The 21,848-nt window shown below is 66.5% G+C and carries 14 protein-coding genes; 8 read left to right on the plus strand and 6 right to left on the minus strand.

The genetic code is table 11. The annotated features are described in order from the left end of the window. Positions 1-4 precede the first annotated feature (4 nt). Genes EKO23_RS15985 through EKO23_RS15995 form a run of 4 tightly spaced genes read right to left on the minus strand, consistent with a single transcriptional unit; the run spans position 5 to position 10,716 of the window. Complete coding sequence (locus EKO23_RS15985; protein WP_167880511.1) at positions 5-1,237, minus strand: PD-(D/E)XK nuclease family protein; 1,233 nt, start codon at positions 1,235-1,237, stop codon at positions 5-7. Then, positions 1,225-6,795, minus strand: coding sequence for a DEAD/DEAH box helicase (locus tag EKO23_RS15990; protein WP_217702657.1), 5,571 nt, complete (start codon positions 6,793-6,795; stop codon positions 1,225-1,227). Before EKO23_RS15990 ends, EKO23_RS15985 begins: the two co-directional genes overlap by 13 nt. After that, positions 6,785-7,873, minus strand: a complete 1,089-nt coding sequence (locus EKO23_RS25880; protein WP_217702658.1) for a hypothetical protein — start codon at positions 7,871-7,873, stop codon at positions 6,785-6,787. The genes EKO23_RS15990 and EKO23_RS25880 overlap by 11 nt, the downstream gene beginning before the upstream one ends. Continuing rightward, entirely contained in the window at positions 7,873-10,716 is a 2,844-nt protein-coding gene (locus EKO23_RS15995; RefSeq protein ID WP_134719072.1) for a hypothetical protein, read from the minus strand. The genes EKO23_RS25880 and EKO23_RS15995 overlap by 1 nt, the downstream gene beginning before the upstream one ends. 376 nt (positions 10,717-11,092) lie before the next feature. On the opposite strand from EKO23_RS15995, the gene EKO23_RS16000 reads away from it, so the two are divergent. Continuing rightward, positions 11,093-11,314, plus strand: coding sequence for a hypothetical protein (locus EKO23_RS16000; RefSeq protein WP_134719074.1), 222 nt, complete (start codon positions 11,093-11,095; stop codon positions 11,312-11,314). On the opposite strand, the gene EKO23_RS16005 is transcribed toward EKO23_RS16000, so the two are convergent. Together EKO23_RS16005 and mobF are read right to left on the minus strand one after the other, a co-directional pair. Then, positions 11,274-11,633 carry a hypothetical protein gene (locus EKO23_RS16005; protein WP_134719076.1) on the minus strand — a complete coding sequence of 120 codons (360 nt, stop codon included), beginning with the start codon at positions 11,631-11,633 and terminating at the stop codon, positions 11,274-11,276. The genes EKO23_RS16000 and EKO23_RS16005 overlap by 41 nt on opposite strands. Positions 11,634-11,741: 108 nt before the next feature. Continuing rightward, a complete protein-coding gene (gene mobF / locus EKO23_RS16010; RefSeq protein WP_134719078.1) occupies positions 11,742-15,233 on the minus strand; it encodes a MobF family relaxase in 3,492 nt (1,163 codons plus the stop codon). 350 nt (positions 15,234-15,583) lie between these two features. Between mobF and EKO23_RS16015 the strand changes: the two genes are divergently transcribed. The 7 genes from EKO23_RS16015 (at position 15,584) to EKO23_RS16045 (ending at position 21,842) form a co-directional block, all read left to right on the plus strand. Continuing rightward, the gene (locus EKO23_RS16015) at positions 15,584-16,204 is read left to right on the plus strand and encodes a hypothetical protein (RefSeq protein ID WP_134719080.1); all 621 of its coding nucleotides are present in this window, start codon (positions 15,584-15,586) and stop codon (positions 16,202-16,204) included. After that, complete coding sequence (locus EKO23_RS16020; RefSeq protein ID WP_134719082.1) at positions 16,189-17,148, plus strand: hypothetical protein; 960 nt, start codon at positions 16,189-16,191, stop codon at positions 17,146-17,148. Before EKO23_RS16015 ends, EKO23_RS16020 begins: the two co-directional genes overlap by 16 nt. A gap of 216 nt (positions 17,149-17,364) precedes the next feature. After that, on the plus strand, positions 17,365-17,853 hold the full coding sequence (locus EKO23_RS16025) for an SAF domain-containing protein (protein ID WP_281280954.1): 489 nt from the start codon (positions 17,365-17,367) through the stop codon (positions 17,851-17,853). A gap of 56 nt (positions 17,854-17,909) precedes the next feature. After that, on the plus strand, positions 17,910-18,617 hold the full coding sequence (locus EKO23_RS16030; protein ID WP_246051124.1) for a CpaE/TadZ family protein: 708 nt from the start codon (positions 17,910-17,912) through the stop codon (positions 18,615-18,617). Between the two features lie 281 nt (positions 18,618-18,898). After that, entirely contained in the window at positions 18,899-20,086 is a 1,188-nt protein-coding gene (locus EKO23_RS16035; RefSeq protein ID WP_246051125.1) for a TadA family conjugal transfer-associated ATPase, read from the plus strand. Between the two features lie 152 nt (positions 20,087-20,238). Further along, positions 20,239-20,943 carry a type II secretion system F family protein gene (locus tag EKO23_RS16040; RefSeq protein ID WP_425464405.1) on the plus strand — a complete coding sequence of 235 codons (705 nt, stop codon included), beginning with the start codon at positions 20,239-20,241 and terminating at the stop codon, positions 20,941-20,943. Between the two features lie 191 nt (positions 20,944-21,134). Further along, entirely contained in the window at positions 21,135-21,842 is a 708-nt protein-coding gene (locus EKO23_RS16045) for a type II secretion system F family protein (RefSeq protein WP_246051126.1), read from the plus strand. Positions 21,843-21,848 lie beyond the last annotated feature (6 nt).

Here is a 21,848-nt window from a genome sequence, read left to right on the forward strand (position 1 = left end):
CCGCCTACACCGTCACGGTTAGTACCTCGGACGCGCTGGTGACGGAGGCAATGAGCGCTTCTTCCTCATCGGGATCGACCGTGCGCTTGGCTCCGAGGATTCGGACGTCCTGGCCGGCTGGCAGCGTGAACGATGGATTCGGCGTGCGGAGCAAGACCTCCTTACCACTTCGGGTTTCACGCAACACCCAGCTCTTGACGCCGTGCTGCCGCACCACCGTCCCCTGCATGTCGTACCAGCCGCTGTCAGGGACATCCGCGGTGTTTGGTGTACCGGTTCCCCAGTACGCGTCGCAAAGCCCGCGAACATTGCAGAGCCCGCAGTGTTCTCCGACAAGCGCTAACGGTAGTTCCTCACGAACAGCCGCGTCGGCGTCGGCAGTGCGTGCGGCCAATGCCCCGCGAAGGTCAGCGAGTTCGGCCGCAGTTGGAGCGGTCACCGGCACGTCGCGACTCGGGTACGCAGCGACGAGCGCCTTTGCGGGCAGGGTGTCCGGATTGACCTCCCCGTCCTCGTTCCAAAGCAACGCGTACAGCCGAAGTTGGTCATGATGCGTTGGGTCTTCGCCGCCAGTCTTGAAGTCCGTGATCGTCGCCCCGTCTGCTTCGACGCTCAGCAGGTCGACGCGACCCTTGAGCCTCAGAGCTTCCGCGACTAGTTCGCGTTCCGGGTGGTCGCCTTCCATGGCGGGGTAGCGCTTACCGGGTCGATCCAGTGGCGCGCCTTCGACGGCATGGGTCCCCGCTGCTCTTGAGCGCAACTCCATGCGGTTGAGGTAGGTCTGAATCTGTTCACGAGCCTCAGGCACCCACTCGCCGAGTGTGCGATTCAACTGCTCGCGACGTCCAGGGCTGATGCGTGGATTGCCGTCGAGACGCGCCAGTTGTTCGTCCAGCACCGCTTCGGCTACCGCGGTGTAACCGCCCAGGTCGCGGAGGACTGCCACGGCGTCGGCCGCCCTCGTCGACAGACAACCGGCCTTCACAAGCGCCTTGACGATGACCTCGAGGGAGCCGTGCACAACGTCCCCCTTGATAGCGGCCGGGTTCGGCAGACGCGGGTACCCGTGCTTGTCCCACAGATCCGGGTAGTCCGCGCGTGACAGCACGTAGCGCCGCGGGCAGGACTCAACCTCCTTGAGAGAGGAGTAACTCCACATCTCAGGTGGCTCCGGGAGGAGCGCCTGGCCGTGCTCCACGCCGGTGTCGTAGGTCCGGGGCTCGCTCAGCTCAGCCACCGCTGCACCTGCTGGCTCGCGACTGGCAGGTTCCTCATGACCACCATGTCGTCGATCGGGTAGACCGGGACGCCACCAAGCTCCTTGGCATCCCATAGTTCCTGCGTCGGCGGTGTGTCGCGCGTCAGTGGGCTCTGGACGTAAAAGATGCGATCACGTCCCTTGGCCCTCGCCAGTAGCGGCGCCGTGATGGTCCCCAGTCCATCGATCGCGACCGGTTCGTTCTTGAAGAACTCCATCCCATCGAGGTCGCGGCTCTGGAGATCAGCGAGCAACTTGTCGATTGACTGGTTCATGCGCAGGTCGTCGAGCACTGGCATCGTGCCGTCGAGTACGTACTTCAGCAGAGCGGCACCGACTCTGCGATCGAGAAGGCCGTGCTCGAATCGGTTACGGAAGCTGCGCAGGCAGCGGTAACAGGAGGCGTCGCAATCCGCCGGGCAGTGTTCGAGCCGGTCCAGCGCCTTCTTAAAGATCGACAGTCCGTAACCGTGGACACGCTTGGTGAAGCCTGCACCACCAGCGAGCGTGTCGTACAAGTAGATCTCGGCCTCAAGACCGTGGTTGCCACCTGGAGTCAATGCTGGGCGGTACTCGGCCTGAAGTTCACTGGCGTCCACGTCGAGTTCCTTGGTCGCAGCGATGGTCAAAGCCTCGGCCACTGTTCGCAGCGCTACCTGAGTCGAGAGAAGCTCAGGACGGAGAGTGAGCGGCTTCTCGACCTTCAGCCGGACGAGAAGGACATCCGAAATGAAGTCCGTCCCCAGGACGAGCCCGTTGGTGGACGCTGATCCCTGACAGTCCGGCTCCCGCTCATCGGGGTACGGCTTCGGGTGGGTTCCGACGACTACCCCCGTCGCGCCCTTTGTGGGCTCGATGAGCCCACACCGGGTGCAGTAGTTGTAACCCTCACCGCGCGGGCCGGTGTTGGTGACCAGCAGGGTGTCCCGTCGATACGTCTGCTCCAGATAGCCCGTGACGTGGTCCCAGGCCTCTTCCTGCTCGGGTCCTTCGGCCACCAGCTTGGCGCGAGTCGCGTAGCTGCTCGCTGGAGCGTCGTCGGGACTGGTGCCCGGATCGTCGTTGGCTCGGTGGGCAAAGCCTGGGGGACGCATCCAGTTCATCGCCTTGCCGAACTTTCCTACGGCCCCACACGCCTCGCAGTCACGCTCTTCACCGCGCTGCGCCTCGCTGGAGGGCACGTGCTTGGCGTAATGGCACACCTGGCACTCGAAGTAGAGCATCTTGTCGCGCCACGCCTGGAATCGCTCCTTGTGCATTGGGGCGTAGATGGCGCCTGAGGTCCACTCCTTGTTATCGATCCAGACGACCTTGCCTGGGGCGTACTGGCTCAGTGCGATGGGCAGCCCCTGGCTCGGCGCATACCGGAACTCGGTGTGGAACGGCTCGGACTTGGCGCGGTCGAAGACGTGGAACGCGACCACGTCGGTCGGGAACGCGTAGCGCGGCAACACACCCTTGTAGAGCAGGCGATCGAGAAGGTTCGTCTGGCTGCGCTGCTCGGTCGGCAACTCGGCGCCGTCCTCCCCCGCGTCGCCCTCCTCGACTTCTTCCTCCTCTGGAGCCGCGTCGCCCTCCTCCGGCTCCGGAAGCTTGCCGTCTGGCTGAAGTTCAAGTGCCTTGTCGATCTCGGCGAGCGTCCCGCTCACGATGCCGTCGAGAACGTGGTTCCTCTGCAGCATCAGCTCCGAAGGAAGCCAGGAGTCGATGTCGGCTCGCAACGTCGCCTCATGCTCGTTGAGCCACTCCTCGAAGTCGGTTCGGTTCAGCGGCGAGGTCGTGCCGACGAATCCGCGCACGGTACCCAGCACCTCGAACAGTTGCGGCTGGTCCTCAGGGTCAATCTCTGGCAGGCGATCCTGGTTGTACTGCTGCAGGAGATACGCCACGACGTGGCGTCGAGCAATCTCGTCGTTATCCAGCGTCAGGATCGGGTCATCGACGTCGCCGCGGATCATGAGGTCCGGGTTGCGGAAGTAGTGATCGTCGTGCGTGTCAGCGCTGCCGAAGGCAACGACGGTGGCCACGGCGTTGCCGCGACGGCCAGCACGACCGGCGCGCTGCTGGTAGTTCGCTCTAGACGGCGGCATGTTGCGAAGCGCCACACCAGACAGGCTGCCGATATCGATACCGACCTCCATCGTCGTGGTGCACGACAGCACATCAATCGCGGCGCGCTCTTGCTCACCGGGTCGCGGCAACCCAACATCGATGTCCTGGAACAGCAGTTCGTACTCCTCGGCACGGGAGAAGACCGCATCCGACTGGGCCGCATTCAGCTGCGCGGTGTGCTCAGCAGCGATGATGCTGAGGATTGGCTTGTCCGGCGATTTCAGAGCCCGTTCTGCGCTCTCGCGGTAGTAGCCCTTGCGCGCCTGGAAGACCTCATCCGTCTCCGGGTCCAGCGTCCGGACCTGGTTCTGACCGCAGCTCACGCACCTGGTCGACCCCGGGATCGGTCGCTGCGTGAAGCGGCAACGCTCGCAGTAACCCCACAGGCCTCCCGGTTCAAGTGCCACGTTGCCAGCGAGCATGCGGTACTTCGCCCCTTCCAGCTCACAGAACCTCGGCAGGAGAACGGGCAGCCATGTGTCCTTGAACTTCTTCTTGGCAGCCGGAGTGCCGAGCCATCGGTCGATGGTCTGGAACTTGCCCGAGTGCGGCTTCACACCACCCCTTTGACGCCACCACTCAGACGTCATCGACGGGAACCAGATGCCCCGTGCGGGGGTTGACCACTGTGCGAGCCATAGACGGAGGAGCGCGAGTCGCTCATCGTCAGTCGTGGCCACCCCATCGATGGCGGGAAGGTCCGCGAGCAAGCCGTCTCGCAGGCTCGCCTTTTCGCGGATCGATGCCAGCCCCAGCGATGTCAGCCCGTAGTACTTATCGGTGAGGGTCGCGTACATGGCACGCAGCAGGGCCTGAGGTGGCTGCGCGGTCAGCATTAGGAGTTCCGCTCGGGCGTCATCGTCGCCGGTGAGCGCTCCGTCATCGATCGCCTTGCTGACGTCCTTCAAGACGTGGAGCGACTCGGCCTCTCGAAGCTCCGGGCGCAACCGAACCTTCAGTTGCTTGGCTCCGACCATGACGGCGAGATAGAGCTTTTCCAGGCTCATTTGCTTGCCAACGCCCGGCTGCGCGGAAAGGTCCTCCCAGCCCTTCAAGATCAGGGGGCGGATAACGTCTCGCATCGAGTAGGCCTGCAAGTTCGGAGCCAGACGAGCTGCAACCTGCCGAGAGTCGGAGAACGCCAGCACCTTCCGACCGCGAAGGGGCGCAAAGACTGAATACGGCGCGCTCGGGGGCTGCACCTCTATCTGCCGTGTCACCAAAGCCTGGAACGGCTGATCGCCCTTGGTCTGGTGATCCTGGACGGACGAGCGTCCGAAGCCGGCCAACTGTCCACAGACCCCACAGGGCTTGAACTCGCCGTCAGCTTCCGCTTGCTCGTCGACGTCGTCCTCATCGTCGTCGCTCGTGACCGTCTCGCCGCTCCGAAGCTTCGGCAGGAAGACAACTCGCCCACGCGTCGGGGGCTTGTCAGGATTCAGGCACCCCGTTACCAGGTCGATCTCGGCGACCTCGACCTGACCCGCTTGAGGTTCCTCGAGCAGAAGGTCGAGGGCGAACAGTTCAGGAATGGAGCCAGATGTGGTCTGGAAGGCGCCTCCGCGCTCGTGCCACAGAAACCTGGGTCGCTGCAGGTCGTCGGTGTAGCCGCGGGCGTAGGCCGAACCGCAATGACGACAGGTGTAGAACTCGAAGACTCGCGCGCCACAGTCGCAAGTCGCCTGGGGCTGGGCATAGAGCTTGCCGATCGGGCCGAGCCCCGGTGGCAGCTCGGCGCGGTCGACCGCATCGCATTCCGGATCGATGCAAGCCCAGAGGCCCGGCAGACCGCGGAAGAATGCGTGAACACGGCAGGGCAACAACCCGGCTTCGTCGTCGCTCCTACGAGCGGCGCTGCCGAGCGCCACCAATGCCGTGACGGCCTTGTCTGCGATTTCGGTGTCCGCCTCAGGAAATACTGCCTTCCCCAGTTCGCTGACGGGTTGCGCCTTCTGCATCGTTTCGTTGACGAGCAAGCTCATCGGCTCGTAGTCCGCAAGCGCCTCGTGCAGTAGTGCCCCGATGGGCCGCTCCAAGTCAGTGACCCCGCGCGACGTCAGCAGATCAGAAACAGCTTCGGCACGCTCGGCGTCCGTATCGCCGTTGTAGAAGTCCTCAAGCGGCACATCGGCGAGTGCTGTCGCGTCAGCAGTTGTGCCTGTGGCCGCCCCGGCTCGCAAGGCCCACTGACTCGTGACGGTGCGGAAATCAGCCTCAGCCTTGCCCGTGAGCTGGGCAGCGAACTCGCGCGCGTACTCAGGTGTCGTGAAGCTGGCGCTGGTGGTGATGACTTGAACGCGGTCAGGAGTGATGCCGAGCCGCGCACGCAAGCGGCGCAGCAGGAGCCCCACCTCGGCACCAGCTGCACCGCGATAGAGGTGCGCCTCGTCGACGATGAGGAGGAACTTCTCCTCAGGGTTGTCTGCCAACCACTGGCGCGTGTGATCAAAGACCGGCCGCTCGAGCGGACGCATCAGCATGTACTCGAGCATCGAATAGTTGGTGATCAGGACATCCGGTGGAGCGGACAGCACCTCATGCCGCGTGAGTAGCTCAGGGTCGTCCTGTCGCATGACGGCACGAACAAACTCGCCCGTCTTGGCGTCCTTCCAGCGCGAACCCTTCGGTCCGAACCACGCCTTCAGGTCGGGCTTCGCCGGCCACTTCCCGCGTGCCTCCAACCTCGTCTTGAGCTTCTTGGCCTGCGCGTGACCGGGTGCACTGGGATCGGCAGCCTGATCAATGAGAAGCAGGTAGAAGTCTTCGATCGAGCCGAGGCGCTGCTGGTCCTTCTTCACCGTCCGTACGCCGGGGTACAGCGTGCGGCTGGTGTACCGAGCGAAGCGGGCGGGACGTCCGGCCCAAGCGTTGAACTGGGTAGTGACGCGGGGGTCCCCCAGCAGCAGGCGCAGGCGGCCGAGTTGGTCGTTCACCAGCGCGTTCATCGGATAGAGGATCAGTGCGCGGACAGCAGGCGCCTCAAACGACGACGGTCGGTGCTTCGCCTCTGCGGCGAGCTTGGCCAACATCGGAAGTAGGAAGGACTCCGTCTTACCCGAACCGGTACCCGTCGTGATGGCGAGGCTCTTGCCATCACGTGACGTCCACTCGATGGCTTCGGCCTGGTGGGTATACGGCGGGTCGTACAGCAGTCGGTCAAGCGCCCCGACCTTCTGGGTGAGCGGGCCGAACAGATCGTGCACCGCAGCATCGACATCCAGTTCCGCGAACTTGCGGTTGGTCTGGTAGCGCGGCGTGCTCTCAATGAACGGCGCCCTGAACAGCACCCCTTCCTCAAGGAGCAGCTGCCGACGCTGCTCGATGATCATCGGATGTCCGACGTGGTACGTCGCCTCGATGTACTCGCGCAGGGCGGACTGTATGTCGTCGATCGTCTCCGCGATCGTAGGGGCGTCAGACGCCACTGGGTGCCTCCTCGATTGCCATCCACAGCATGTCAGCCAGGAACTTCGCCGCCTTGTCACTCGCGCCGACAGGCACTCGGAACGAGAACAGAGTTCCCGGTGTCTTCCCGAGGGCCATGCCAGCAAGTTGCAGGTAGCGCTCCGCAAACCCCGGCAGCGGCGAGAAGAAGTCGAAGATGAGGTCATCACCAGGCGTTCCGCTCGCACGACGACGGAGCCGCTGAGGCACACCTCGCGCTGCGTCCACTGCCGCCTGGTACCGCCAGGCCTCATCGCGGCCAGGTACGACCGGATCCTTCACGGGCAATTCGATGAGCCGCTTCGGCGCTCCGGCTTCGAAGCGAATCAGGCACCAGAGGTCGGCGCCGTAGGCCTGCGGTCGGCGCGCGACGAAGTCCCCGGTATCGCCGGGCCCTGGGGTCCGCCAGCGACCCGTGTAGTACCTGACGGAGGTCGTCGGATCGAGGAGCTGAATGCCTTCGAGTTCACCGGCTGCGCCCGCGACATCCAGACGACCGCGATACCCGTCGATCAAGTCAATTGGCGCTTCGACCGCCGGCCGTGACACCCACCGGTCCTTGGCGACGTGCCGCAGCCCGCGCTCTCGCAGCTCACCGGGGCCTTCGACCGGATCGAGTCGGATCGAGCGCGTCTGGCCTTCGTAGTCGATCGAGTCCGCCAGTTCGTCATCGATGAGAAGTGCACCGAACGGGCGGATGCCCAGCAGAAGGTAGTGGCCCGGCTCGCGCTCAATGAAGGATGGTGGAGCCAGGTACAGCAGGCGCGTCGATCGCCCGTTGTCATGCCGCAGTTCGAGCATGTCGCCCGACCCGACGAGTTGCTCAAGGATCTCGGCGATGTCGGCGCGCGTGACTGAGGAGCCTGTGAGTGGCTGCACCGCGCCCTGCACCGAATCAACCAGTCGACCCGGGCTGGTCGGGCACATGAAGGACGCCGCGCGCCGCAGCGAGGCAGCAAGCGCTTCCGTTGAGGTGAGGTCTACGGCGGAGGGGTCTAGGCCGAGCGTCTCGATGGCGGCCGACGCGGCCGTCTCGGCAGTCAGCTGAGTTAGCAACATCAGAAGCTCCGTTCCACGCCGTCGGCATCGTTGAGGGCGCGTGTGCCAAGCACCGCGAAACGAGCGGCGCGGTACAGGACAGGCGTCTGTATGACCCTCGCCAGCAGGAGCGCGGTCTCCTCGTCGTCCCAATCCGCGAGGAAACCAGGACGACCAGCCAGCATGAGAAGAAACCGGGACGCCGTCGGATGGTCGCCCAATCCGCTCGCCGCGAGGTGCGGCCCAATGACGTCGTTGAAGCCCAGTAGCAAGTCAGCCGCAGAGAGCCACTTGTACAGGCTGTAGGCGATGGCTGATGCAAGTTCCTTGTGCGCCGTCGAGATGCCGACCGCTCCCTGCATCTCTTCGAGGTAGTCTGCTGCGTCCTGGGCTCCTGCGAGCTTGCGCTCGACGGCGACCCAGTGGCTGCCGCCGATGAGCGTCCCAATCGCTCTCGCGATGGCGTCGCCGATCAGTTGCTGCTGGTAGACCGCGAACGCATCGGCAGGTAGTTCTGCTGTGACCCACCTGGCGTGGCCGTCAATCAGTCGGCGCACCTCCTTGGGGCTGGAGGTCGTCGCGGAAACCGACGGGCGCGGCGTACGACGCTGACGAAGGATTGCGTTCGGCTGCGTCGGCAAGATCAGGGACGCGGTTGACTCACCCGACCGAGCAACCACGAGCCCGCCAAGCGGCGGAGCGGCGATCTCCTCATCGGCGGCCCTCCGGACAGCAACGAGAGGGGTCTCGACGTCATAGAACTCGACGGTGGTGTCGCCCCCGTCAGTTCGGTCGACCAAACGTGCAACAACTTGCCCGTCGTGCGCCCTGGTGAATCGCCAGCGCAGCGGCTGGAAGCCGCGGTCGCACGTCAGCGTTGCGAAGCCGACGCCCTCGCGCGCGACGGTCAAGACGCACACCTCGGCATCGTCGTAGGCGTCGCTGAATCGCTGATCTGTACGAATGCCCTTGGCGAGTGCGGTCCAGGTGGTCTCATCCAACGGGAGGTGGATGGAGCGCTTCACATCAGCGATCGGCACCCCATCGTGACCGCGGAGGCTCACGGTGATCTCGGCTTCTGCGCCAGTCGGGCCGTCGATCGAAATGTGCGCGCGGTCGTCCCAGAGTTCACTCAGCGTGGGACGCGCAGGCGCGGCCAGCAGACGAATGCCCTCCCCGATCGCCGCGCCTTCCGGCCGGATCTGCGGGTCACGGATGGTGATAACCAATGAGCCTGAAGTTAGCTGCCGCTCGCCGTCTCCGAGCAAGCATACGCTGGCGACGTGCGTGCCGACCTCAAGTCCCTGGAGCGAGAACAGCATCTCGGACTCGCCGGGTGTCCAGTCGAGGAAGTAGACGGCTCCGCCAATGGTCACGCGACAGCGCCTGGGTGCGAGATCTGACCGGATACCCAGAATCGCCGGCTCCCCTGCCAGCCACTCCACGTCACCCTCGCCATCCCATGAACTCGCGACGATGCCGACTGGGCGGATGGCAACGTTCGAGACAAGGGCAATGCCACTCTCCATCAGGAGGGCAGCATCTGCCTCGCTGACTTGCTCGGGCACGGTCAACTCGTATGCACGAGCCCCCTCCGCGCTGAGCGCCCGCGCGGTACACCACGAGACCGCTGGGGAAATCGCCGAACCGGTACCGATGAGCACATAGCGGTGTCCTGGCCGAACGAACTTGCCCTTCACCTCGACCGCGAGACCCGTCCCCTGGCGACGGAACAGCCACCAAGGCCCGGGCGTCATCACGCACTGGTCGGCCAAAATCCGGTTGGTCGCATCGTCGGCCCGTTCGAGGCGAAGGAACGGCTCGTCAGGACGCGGCCACCTGACGAATCGCACCGACTGCCCGGGGTACAGAAGACCACTCGGCGGGATGTGCCGATCGCCCCCGCTCACGTGCGCTCGGGACATCCTCAGTTGACCGTAGACATCGGATAGGCCAGCACTGAGCGGGGTCATGTCTGGCAACTCCGCGTAGGCGTTCCACACGTTGTCGAGGCGCAGAAAGAGCCGGGGATCGGTTGCTCGCGCCTGTGCCCTCGCCTTCGCCGCCGCAGCTTGGGCCGTTGGCGTTGGGCGGAACCCGCGCACTCGGTGAGCTGACTGCTGCGCAGACCGCAGCCAGCGGCGTGCCTGCTGTTCCTGCGAAAGGCCGTCGACGATCCGGGCCAAGGTGGGACCCGTCAAGTACGGCGTCGGTTCGTTCTCGCCGGAAAGCAAGGCGGCCGCGACCTGTCCGACCAGGGTGGTGTTCTCGCAGAAGATCCGGAACCGCTCGGTGTAGCCCGACGCACGGCGTGCCAGCCTGAGCCCGAGCGTCTCAGGGTCATCGAGCAGTTCGGAAGTTAGCGCGCCGCTGAAGTCGAAGAGCAGCTTGGCAAGGTGACGCTGGAGATACACCGGTAGGACCGCATGGGTGATTGGCCACGAGATGATCGTGAAATGGCTTGCCCAGGCTCCGGTTGGACGAGCGCCACCGTATCGATTGTGGAATCGGACGAACCAATCCCGAATGGTCGATCGCTCCTGGCTGGTCCACCGAGGGGTCAGCGAAGAGAACGTGGTCCAGTACTCCTCGCCGACGTACCCGTACCCCATCTCGGCGGCGTATACGACGAACGGCAGCCAGGTCGCCTCGTAGTGGGCGAGGTAGTAATCGCTGATTGCCGCCCGAACTGCCTCCTTGAGGAGATCCAGGTCCTCCTCGGGCAGGTCGTGCTCCAGCGCGAAGACGGGCGAACTGGGCTCGAGGGTGGCTCGCGCGGCACCCAGCGCCGTGAAGTGAGCATCTAAGCGTCCGTGAAGGTGCTGCAGCAGCTCAACGGTGCTGCTAGACGCGACGTCGGACACCCGCTGTCTCCTCCTCCTTGTGCGGTGCTCAGTTGCACGAGCCAGTTTGGCCGAGAGGACCGACACAAACGGGCAGAATGCAGAGAGCCGCACTTCGCGGGAAGCCGTTTGGAGCACCGACAGTGAGCGTGGCGTGCGTTGCCTGGCGCGTCAGGCTTGGTGCTCCGTGCTCTCCTCAGCGCGCCACGCCGGGCGCATTCCCCATTCCCGTCCGCCCTCGACGGACAACACGCCGTAGGAACGCCCATAGACCGCTTCAGTGCAGATCCTCGGCGGTCGTCCTGTGTTCGCGATCGTCCTCCTCAGCCTGGGATCCGTCCTCTCCGCGTCGACCTGCGCTGACACGACCGCCAAAGTGAATTGAAGGCTTCGATGCATGAACATCAAGGATCATCACAATGCCGTCGACGTTGCAAGCATTCTCGGCGACGTCGAGACGACGGTGCTTGCTGAGCTCGACCGGCCGGCGGATCTTGTCCAAGTGAGCCGGGAGGCCGTCGTCTCTCCTGACAGCTTCGAAAGCAGCACGGGCCGAAGCAGCGGCGTCCCTCAGCCGATCACGACGCGTGAACGATCGAGTTCGCGCTGGCGGACCTGACGCCACAGAGTCCACAGCGCTCCACCGCGCTTCGCAACGCCACAGACGCCGCCGCCAGTCCGAACTTGATCGAATCCCAGCCAAGGACCACGACAACGAGGTTCAGCCAACCGGGGGCGCCAGCAGCCACCGCCTCGGCCAGTAGGTGCATGGCCGCGAGTGTGGTCGTCGCGAGGACAGCCAGGAGGATCGCGGTCCACCACCGCGGCGGTGCGATCCGCACTCGGGAGATCAGCGCGTTGGAGGGTGCGTAGCGCTGCAAGTAGCGGTGAGCGCACATGACAAGAACCAGGACCGGCACCATGACCAGCAACAGCATCGTTGCCCCTCCCTCGGCCGCGAGATGAACCCTTTCGTCGTACGTCGCGACCACTGGTCTTGGGAGTTCGCGGGCCGAACCTGTGGACAAAGGCGGCTCGGCAGAGGGCTATGGAGCCGGAAGGGTCTGCTGCTCGCACGCGACAGGACTCCTCCCGGGACCGGGCTCAGAAGCGATGCGCGGGGCTTCGTGGACAGCTCGAAGGGCGCGCTGGCGGTCGGCGCGCTGAGCGTCGGTGGCCGCTCCCCCGCCGACCGGCAGGTTCGAGGTGATGCAGTAGCGGTCGCGGTACGCCGCCACGGTGCTGACCGATGCGAGCCAGCGCTCGTGGTCAGCCGTCGTGCCCAGACGCCGCGTCCACGCCTCGCCGGTACGCGCCGCCTCCTCTGCAAGTGCCCGTGCCCTTGCTTCGATGAGTTCCTTGCGCTCGACGATTGCCTGGCGGTCTTCGTCGCTCATCTGCCCCAGCGGCTCGGGGATAAGGCCGGCGATCAGGCGCGGGGGTGTCCGGCGGCCGCGCGGTGGCGAGGCCGCAACCTTCTCCAGTCGGTATCGGAGCACGGCGGCGACGTCCTCTGCGTCGTCGAGGCCGTGCTGGCCCACGATCCGGGGGACGAGCCGCTCGAGGTCGTGGTGGTAGGCCTCGGCCCTTCGCAGGGCGGCGGCCAGCGGTCCGAAGGCGGTCGACTCGATGACCGCGGCGTACTGGGCCTTGGTGAGGCCCGACCGGCGCAGCAGGGCGGCGAACCGTTCGCGCTGAGCCTCGGCCGCGATGGTCTCGAGCTCGGCGGCCAGCCGGTCGATGCCGCCGTGGATGTCGCATTCGGCCTCGATCGTCTGGTGGGCCGACAGGCTGGCACCGCTGTGCTTGAGGACTCCGTATAGGACCGTGCGAGCGCTGACGTCCTCGGGCTCGGGAGTCGCGTGGCTGTCGTCGGGCTGGTCGAGAGCGACGTACGCGATGTTGGATTCGCGGCCGCGCGTCATCGAGACGTAGAGATTCTCGCGAGTCGTGGATGCAGTGACGACGACATGCGCTGCGTCGACGGTGACGCCCTGAGCGCGATGCGCGGTGACGGCGTAGCCGAGGTCGACGTGCTCGGCGACGTACTCCGGCGGCAATACCGTTCGCAGTCCGCGGGCTCCGAGGCGCTTGACCACGACAGAGCCGTCACGCCTGATGTCGGTGATCAGCCAGCGGTCGCCGTTCTTCACCCACCCGCCGCGCCTTGTTCGGATGCGGCGGTCGTTCTGGCGCGTGATCACGACGTCTCCGACCGAGGCTCGGCAGCCGTCGACCAGTTGCGCCTCGCGGTGATCGACGGCACCGTCCAGAAGCAGCCGCTCGGCCCGGGCGCGTTCGTTGAGCGCGCGGACGTCCCGAGCCGACTCGGTCACCAGGATGCTGGCGCGCCCGGCCGCGCAGTCGGAGCGCCAGGCGACGTACGCAGCGTCGACCATCTCGTCCGTGAGGCCCTCGCGGATCCGCTTGTGCCGGGCGTACGCCGAAATGACCTGCACGTCGCCGCGGCTCAGCGCGAGTGTGGCCTCCTTCTCCCACTCGTTGGTGAATCGGTGGATCTCATTCAGCTCCGGGGTGTCCGCACGCCGGTCGACGAGGAGTGCGAAGGCTCCGCCGGCATCGACGGCCTGGAGTTGGTGCGGGTCGCCGACAAGGAGCACCTTTGCGTTCGCGGCGGCAGCGATCCCCGTGAGCCGATCCAGCGTCACCGTGTCTGCGAGAGTTGCCTCGTCGACGATCACCAACTGACCTCGGCGGAGTTCGGTGCGTCCGTGGTCGTACTCATGGAGCCACTTCGCTGTGTTCTCACACGCGACCCCGAGGTCGTCGGCCAGCGCTTGGGCTGCAGCGGCGGACGGCGCCAGACCGACGACACTCCCCCGCCCGTGCTCGCTGATCCAGGCCGCGCGGAGCGTTCTCATCGTGGTGGTCTTGCCAGCCCCGGCCGGCCCGACGAGAAGGTCGACCTGACGTCCTGAGCGACAGACGCTCTCCACCGCACGCCGCTGCTGAACGGTCAGCGAGGCCGTGTCACGGCCACCGGCTCGCCCTGCGACCCCGGCCGACACCGTTGGCGCTGTCACCTTCTCGGCGCGTGCCAACAACCGCGCCTCGGCCTCGAGCACTGCGATCGAGGAGTACTTCTCGCCATGCCGCGGGCGGAACCGGCTCGTGCCGTCCTCGCGCTGGAACCGGGCCGGGCTGAGGGCGAGCTCCGGCGGCGTCAGGACTACAGAGCGCACCTGGGCCGCGTCCACGGTGAGGCCCACGACGGCCTCGCGGTCTTCGGTCGTCGCGAACCTCAGATCCATCGTCTGCTTCGCCGCCTCGGCCATCAGGTTCCAGTGCGTCCACACGGCCCGCTTCACAGAGACCGCCGCGACCACCTCGGCACCGATCGCCTCGATCGCAGCGAGCGGCACGTCCTCCGCTGTCAGTAGGTCGCCCGCTCGACCGATCACCGACTGCGACCACCCGGTCGGCTCGGCCCCCAACTGCTCCGCGGCACGCTGCCGCCACTCACCTGTCAGGTCGGCGAGCGACCGGACCTCCTTCGGCGGGCGCGTGGCCAGCGTCGCCTGGGCCCGGAGCTCAACGATCGTCCTCGCCGAGGGCATTCGCCCGTACTGTGCGACGTACTCCGCGATGAGCTCGTCCTTCTTGAGCTCGATCTCGCGCGTACGGCTGGAGAACTCCGTGATCAGCTCGTCGGTGACACCGACGATCTCCCATTGGGGATTCCGGTCGGGGCCGCGCTGCCGCAGCTCCCATTCGATGCCGAGGTCGCGCGACAGCCGGTCAGCGAGGAGGGCGTCGTAGTGCGCCGACAGGCCGGTGCGTGAGGCGAAGACCGGGCGTCCGTCAAGGCTGCGCCAGCGGCCGTCCATGACGGTCAGCACCTTGTTGGCAACCACGACGTGCGTGTGGAGCTGCGGGTCGCCGGCCCTCGAGTCGAAGTGGTCGTAGGCGACGGCAGCGACGCCTGCCACGTCGACCTGAGCGATGGCGCCGTCAGCATCGGAGATGCCCGCACGAGTGGCGGCGACCTCTCGCTCGAAGAGCGCAATCACGTCTGCGACCGCCGTGTGATGGGCGGTGACGATCCGCTCCTGGGTGACGGCGTCTGCGACACCCCAGAGCACGGACACGGACTTCGGAACGCTGAAGGTGAGGTCGAACCCGGCCACCGCTCGTCGCATCCCAGCGGCGGTCTCCTCGGCCTCGATCCTCGTGGTCTCGGCCGCGCATTCCTCCTGCGTCATCTCGGGATCTAGGGCGCCAACGCGCTCGGAAATCCGATCCGAGAGCCGCTTGTACGACGGATACGCCCGGCCGAGTTGCTCTCCCGTGATCGGGTCTCGGCCCATGCCGACAAGCAGGGCGAGCTGCTCCTCGCTCACCTGCATGCCCGGGCGGAGCTGGCCGGCGCCGAATGCGCCGACACCGGAGCCAAGCCAGCGGCCGGGCGGCGTGCCGACCTCGGAGTAGTAGCGGGTCAGGGGCGTCGACAGGACGCGGTCGTCGTCGCCGGCCGCGACGCTGCGCAGGAGGTACTGGTAGCCGCTGCCCGCGGACATCCGGCGCATCGAGACCGTCACGGCCGTTTCCGTCCCACAGCGCTCAGGTGCGCGTTCTTCTCCACAACCCCCTCGATCTGCACACCGTGTGAAGGCGAGAGGGGGTGGCGTGGAGATACCGAGGACTGAGCGGGGACGAGGGGCAGGGGCGGATGAAGAGGCGGGATAGGGCGGGGAGTGAGTCGGTGGAGCGGCTTGGAGAAGGAGAGGCACCTGAGGATGGAAGGGCCTGTGGAAGTTGGCGGGCCAGAATCACCGAATCGTGGCTACGATGAGGCGCAGACGGCGCTCGGGATCCGTCCGCAGCGGCGTCCGCCTCCTCAGTCACACGTAGGAGGAACAGGAACCGCATGATGAATCGACTCGGGTTGATCTCCTGGGCGACCGGCACAGTGATGTTGGCCGCGGTTTCCGCGTGTGGAGGCAGCGACACGGACCCGCCGCCCACCTCCGCGCCGTCGTCGACGTCTCCGAGTTCACCGACGACGAGTTCCTCGCCCAGTTCCCCGTCCGATGCGGCGAGCGGTGCGGCCACCGACGCGGTACGGAGCTACTTCGCGGCGGTCGACCAGCTCCGGAGCGATCCTGCGGTTGACCTCAAGAAGCTGAAGTCCGTCGCGACAAGCGCGCAGCTCAACGCCGTCGAGACCCTCATCAGCCGACAGCGCGATGAGGGCCAGCGGCAGACCGGCACGACGGCCCTCATGGAACTGAAGGTCCAGTCGGTCAATCTCGACAACTCCGACCCGAAGGCCGGCAAGGTCCCGACGGTCGTCATTGACGTCTGCTGGGACGTCAGCAAGGTCGACGTCCTCGACAAGAGCGGTCAGTCGATCGTCTCCCCGGACCGCCCGGACACCGGGTGGACGCGTTACACCGTTGCGAACTACAAGTACGCCGCCGACCCGACAGGCGGCTGGCGTGTGGCGACGGGCCAGGACCTCAAGCAGACGCCATGCGCCGCATCCTGATTCGCCTCCTGCTGACTGCGCTTTCCGCCGCCGGCCTCTCTGTCCTTGTCCAGGCTCCGTCATACGCGGATACGGTGTGCTCGCAGACCGACCCGGCGACGGGCGAGTGCCTCATCTGGATCGAGGTGCCGGGCACGCCAGGGGCGCCGGGTGAGCCGGGTGACGATGGGCCAGAGGACACTGGCAGCGGAGCCGCCTGCTACTGGGACGGCACGAGCCAGGGCATCACGAAGCCGCCACCGGGACCTGTGCCCTGCTCATCGCCCGCCGGCTACTGGTCGAACAACTACCACTGCTACATCAGCCCAGTTGAGCCGCAACCGCCGGCGGGCGACCCGAGCTGGCAGGGTCACGAGCCCGGCGACGGCGCGGTCTACAACTGCTACCAGCCGCAGACGGGGCTGCTCATCACGATCTGGTCGCAGGACCCGCCGCCGAACTCCGGCACGGGACCAACACCACGTGAGGTGGCCCAGATCGCCATCGAGCGGATGCGCCTATCGGCCATCAACATCGGCATCGCCCCCGAGCCGGGCCCGGACAGCATCGGCCTGGTCGGGATGCCGATCTGGATGTGGGCCAAGGACCCGAACGCCCACACCATGGGCCCCATCACTGAGAGCGCCTCCACCGGAGGCATCACCGTCACGGCAACCGCCAAGGTCATCCGCATCACCTGGGACATGGGCGACGGCACCGAGGTCGCCTGCGACACGGCGGGCACGCCGTACAAGCCGTCCTACGGGAGAAAGGCATCCCCGGACTGCGGCCACACCTACGAGAAGTCGAGCGCGCACGAGGCCGATGACGCCTACACGGTCACGGCCACGTCGAGCTGGGTCATCAATTGGTCGGGCGCCGGCCAGACGGGGACGATCCGGCTCGACGGCCTCAACCGCTCGGCTCAAATCAGGATCGGCGAGGCGCAGGTGCTCGTGAACTGACGAGCTTTGCGAGGGAGGTACGACGAAGTGACCACAACTGCCCGAGAGGAACGGCGGACCGGGGCGCGTGCCTCCGTTCCGGAGACCTCCGCAAGTGTGACCCCGCCTCCGAAGCTCCGGAGACGTCCCGAGCTGGTCGTAGCCGGGGTCATCGTGACTGCGCTCGGCTGCCTGCTCGGCGCGTGGGCCTGGAGCGCGACGACGAACACACAAGAGGTGCTCGCAGCGCGGGACACGATCCACCGCGGCGAGGTGATCAAGGCCGAGGACATCAAGCGGATCAGGATCAGCGCCGACCCGGCGCTCACGCCGCTACCCGCTTCGGTGTACGACGACGTCATCGGCCAGCGAGCAGCCCTCGACATCGCGGCCGGCGGCGTGCTCACGAGCGAGTCGACGGCCGACGAGCCGCTACCTCCGCAGGGCCAGTCGATCGTCGGCATCTCCCTGACACCCGCGCAAGTCCCCGGAATGCCTCTGTACGGCGGCGATAAGGTCCGCATCATCGTGACGCCGGGCGACAACGGCGAGGCGCCAGCAAACTCCCCGCAGTTCACTGTCGCCGAGGTCGTCGGAACCTACCTGGACGAGACCACGGGCAACACGGTCGTCAACGTCCTGGTGCCGTACGCCGACGCGGGCGTCCTTGCCGCACGCGCGGCCACCGGCAACGTCGCGCTGGTACTGGACTCGGGGGCTGAATGATGGCCGTGATGTGCCTGACATCCGCATCCGGATCGCCCGGGGTCACCACGACGGCCGTGGGCCTGGCCTTCTGCTGGCCCCGGCCAGTGCTTCTCGTCGAGGCCGACCCGACCGGTGGCTCCGGGATCCTCGCCGGATTCATGAAGGGCACGACGCCATACGACGTCGGGCTGGTGGAGCTCGCTCTCTCCCCACTCAGCACCGCGGACGCGTTGCGCGACGTCGTCCGGCCCCTGAATTCGAACGTCTCCCTTGTTGCGGGTACCCGTACACACGCCCAGGCGGCCGCGCTCCGCGACGTATGGGAGCGCCTCGGGTCGGCCCTGAGCGACCTCGAGGCAAACGGGCAGGATGTCATCGTCGACGCGGGCAGGCTCGGGCTGACCGGATCACCCCAGCCACTCCTGGATTCCGCTGACGCGACCTTGCTGGTCACTCGCGCCAACCTGCCGTCGATCTCAGCGGCACGCTCGTGGGCGGAAACCGTCCGCCAGCCCGGTACGGGGTGGCGACACCCGGGCCTGCTCCTGATCGGCGAGGGACAGCCCTACCGAGACACCGAGATCTCGAAGGTGCTCGGAATGCCGGTAGTCGCCGACCTCCCCGACGATCCTGCGGCGGCCGCGGTCTACCACCGCGGCGCGCGTCCGCCCCGCCAGTTCGAGATGGGACCCTACGTCCGGGGACTTCGGGCAGTAGCTGAGGCAGTCCAAGCGCACGTCGCACGTGGTCGGTTCGCTCTCGTCGAGGAGGCGGCACGGTGACTGAGGCCTCACGTTACCTGAGCGAGTACGGCGACCTTTCGCACCTGCCGCTCTTCAGCCAGCCGATGAACGGCTCGACACCACCAGCCGCCCAGCTCGGCACTGCAGTAAGCGTTCCTCCCACGACTGGGCCCGATGTCAACTGGTCGATCGTCGCCGAGCTCCGCGCGCGAGCGTCCGAGCAGTTGAGCCAGGCCGTCGCCTCGGACCGGAGCCGACTCGACAAGGCAGCCCAACAAGAACTCGGCCGCTCGATCGTGCTGGACCTCATCGAGTCCGCGATGGCCGACGACGTCGACGCCGGCCGCGGGGGCTGGAGCCCCGGGCGCCAGCAGACCACGGCGCAGGCTGTCTTCGACTCGCTCTTCCGCCTAGGTCGACTGCAGCCACTTGTCGACAACGACGACATCGAGAACATCGTCATCGTCGGCCACGACAACGTCCTTCTCGAGCTGATCGACGGCACCCTGATCGATGGCCTACCGGTCGCCGACTCCGACCAGGAACTCATCGACTTCCTGGTATTCCTTGCCTCCCGCAGCGAGGTCAACGCTCGGTCCTTCTCCGAGGCCCAACCGCGGCTCCATCTGCGGCTGGACGGCGGCTCACGGCTGGCTGCCGCTGCATGGGTCACGCCCCGACCGTCAGTCGTGATCCGGCGGCACCGGCTGATGCAGGTCACCCTCGACGACCTCGTCGCCCGAGAGATGATGTCGCCGACCGCGGCTTCGTTCTTGCGCGCCGCGGTCCGAGCACGACGCTCGATCGTGGTCGCCGGCGCCCAGGGAGCGGGCAAGACGACGCTGGTTCGCGCGCTCTGTTCCGAGATCGACCCCATGGAGGCGATCGGAACGTTCGAGACGGAGTACGAGCTCCACCTCCATGAACTCGGCCGTCACAAGGTCGTTCATGCCTGGGAGGCACGCCCGGGGTCTGGTGAGCGTGCGCTCGATGGCCGTCAGGCTGGCGAATTCACCCTCGACGAGGCGCTCGTCGACTCCTTCCGGTTCAACCTCTCCCGGCAGATCGTCGGTGAGGTACGAGGCAAGGAGATCTGGGCAATGATCAAGGCGATGGAGTCCGGAACAGGGTCCATCTCGACGACCCATGCCGCTGACGCCGTGTCGGCCGTCCGCAAGCTCGTCACGTGCGCGATGGAAGCCGGCCCGCACGTCACCCAGGGGCTCGCGACAAGCAAGCTGGCGGCCACGGTGGACCTGATCGTCCAGCTGAGCATGGAGACCAAGGCCGTCCCCGGCGGTGCTCAGCGGACGAGGCGGGTCGCCGAGATCATCGCCCTCGCTCCCGGCGAGCGGGAGGTCGGATATGCAACCACGCATGTCTTCCGAGGCGATGCATCTGGTGTCGCCAGACCCGACGTACTTCCCGACGAGTACCGGGCGCTGGCTCACTACGGCTTCGACCTCGCGGCGTACCTCTCGACCCAGCCGTACGGGGCCCAGCCGTGACACCCGTGCTTCCCGCCCTCGCAGGTGGACTGATCGCTCTCGGCATCCTCGGGATCGTCCTCGGCCTGCGACCGACAGCCGAATGGCCTCGCGAGAGGCGCAGGGCGCGCGACCGCCGTGTGGCGCTGACCTCTCGCACCCGGATGCTTCTAGTGACCGGTGTCGGGCTTGGCTTTACCGGCTGGGTCATCACCGGATGGGTTCTCGCCCTGGTCATTGCCCCGGTGGCGGTCATCGGGCTGCCGGCCCTGTTGGGCGCTCCCCCGGCCGCCACCCAGATCAACCGGCTCGAGGCGATGGAGGAATGGACGCGCTCCCTCTCTGGCGTCCTCACCGTCGGCATCGGCCTTGAGCAGGCGCTGGGCGCGACGCTTCGCTCCACGCCGGCGCCGATCAACCCTGAAGTCAGCCGGCTCGTTGCTCGCCTGCGTGCCCGTTGGGACACCGAGACGGCGCTCAGGGCCTTCGCGGACGAGCTCGACGATGCGACAGGCGACCTGATCGCGGCGAACCTTATCCTCGGCGCAAGGCGCCGCGGCGGCGGGCTTGCGAGCGTTCTCGAAGGTCTCGCGGAGTCGGTCGCGGCCGACGTACGGGCCCGCCGTCAGGTGGAAGCCGATCGAGCCAAGCCTCGCGCGACCGCTCGATGGGTAACACTCATCAGCGCCACCGTGCTGGTGGTTCTTGCGTTCTCCGGCCAGTACGTCGAGCCGTACGCGACCGCCATTGGCCAGGTGATCCTCGTCGTGCTTCTCTCCGCGTACGTTGGCACCCTGATCTGGATGCGGCGCATGGCCAGTGGCAAACCGCTGCCCCGTTTCCTCGGAACCCGACCCGATGCGGTGGCGACGCCATGATCACGGGTCTGCAGTTGATGATCCTGTCCGGTGGCCTCCTCGGCCTCGGACTCACCCTGGTCGCCGCGCGGCTCCTCCCCACCGAGCCAGATCTCGCCGACGCGTTGAAGCGTGTCTCGTCAGCCTCACATCGCACGACTACAACGGCCGCAACCGCCCGCTCCGGCAAGGAACGGCTCGGACTCTGGGGTATGCGTGTGCTACCGCCCGGCCTGTGGATCCGGACGCCCACGCGCGAGCTCGCTCTACTGCGCATCTCCGTCGCGCAGTTCTACGGCGAAAAGCTCACCTTCGCCGGCCTCGGCCTCCTCATCCCACCCGGGCTCACCTTCCTGTTCAACTCGCTCGGCCTCGGTCTCCCACTTCAGATCCCGGCCCTCGCCTCGATCGGCCTCGCGGCCGTCATGTTCTTCATCCCGAACTACAACGCGCTCGACGAGGCGCGGAAGTCACGCGTCGAGTTCGCCCGCGCCCTCGGCGCCTACATCGACCTGGTCGCACTCGAAAGGCACAACGGCATCGGGGTCCGACAGGCCATGGAAGCAGCCGCGGAGGTCGGCGACTCCTGGGTCTTCACACGTCTGTCCGAGGAGCTGACGCGGTCGCGCTGGTCGGGACTCCCGCCTTGGGACGCGCTGCACACCTTGGCAGAGGAGCTCGGACTCCCCGAGCTCGACGACTTCGCCGACATCATGCGGCTCTCCGGCGAGGAGGGAGCAAGCGTGTACGCCACCCTGCGCGCCCGGTCTGCAGCCATGCGAGCGGCGATGCTCAACGAAGAGACCGCCCAGGCGAACGCCGTGGGCGAGCGCATGACCATCCCCGGCTCGCTGCTGGGCGTCATCTTCATGGCCCTGCTCGTGACCCCCTCATTGCTTCGCATGTTCACGGCCTCGTGACACGGA

This window comes from Nocardioides guangzhouensis, assembly GCF_004519545.1.
Taxonomy (GTDB): Bacteria; Actinomycetota; Actinomycetes; order Propionibacteriales; family Nocardioidaceae; genus Nocardioides; species Nocardioides guangzhouensis.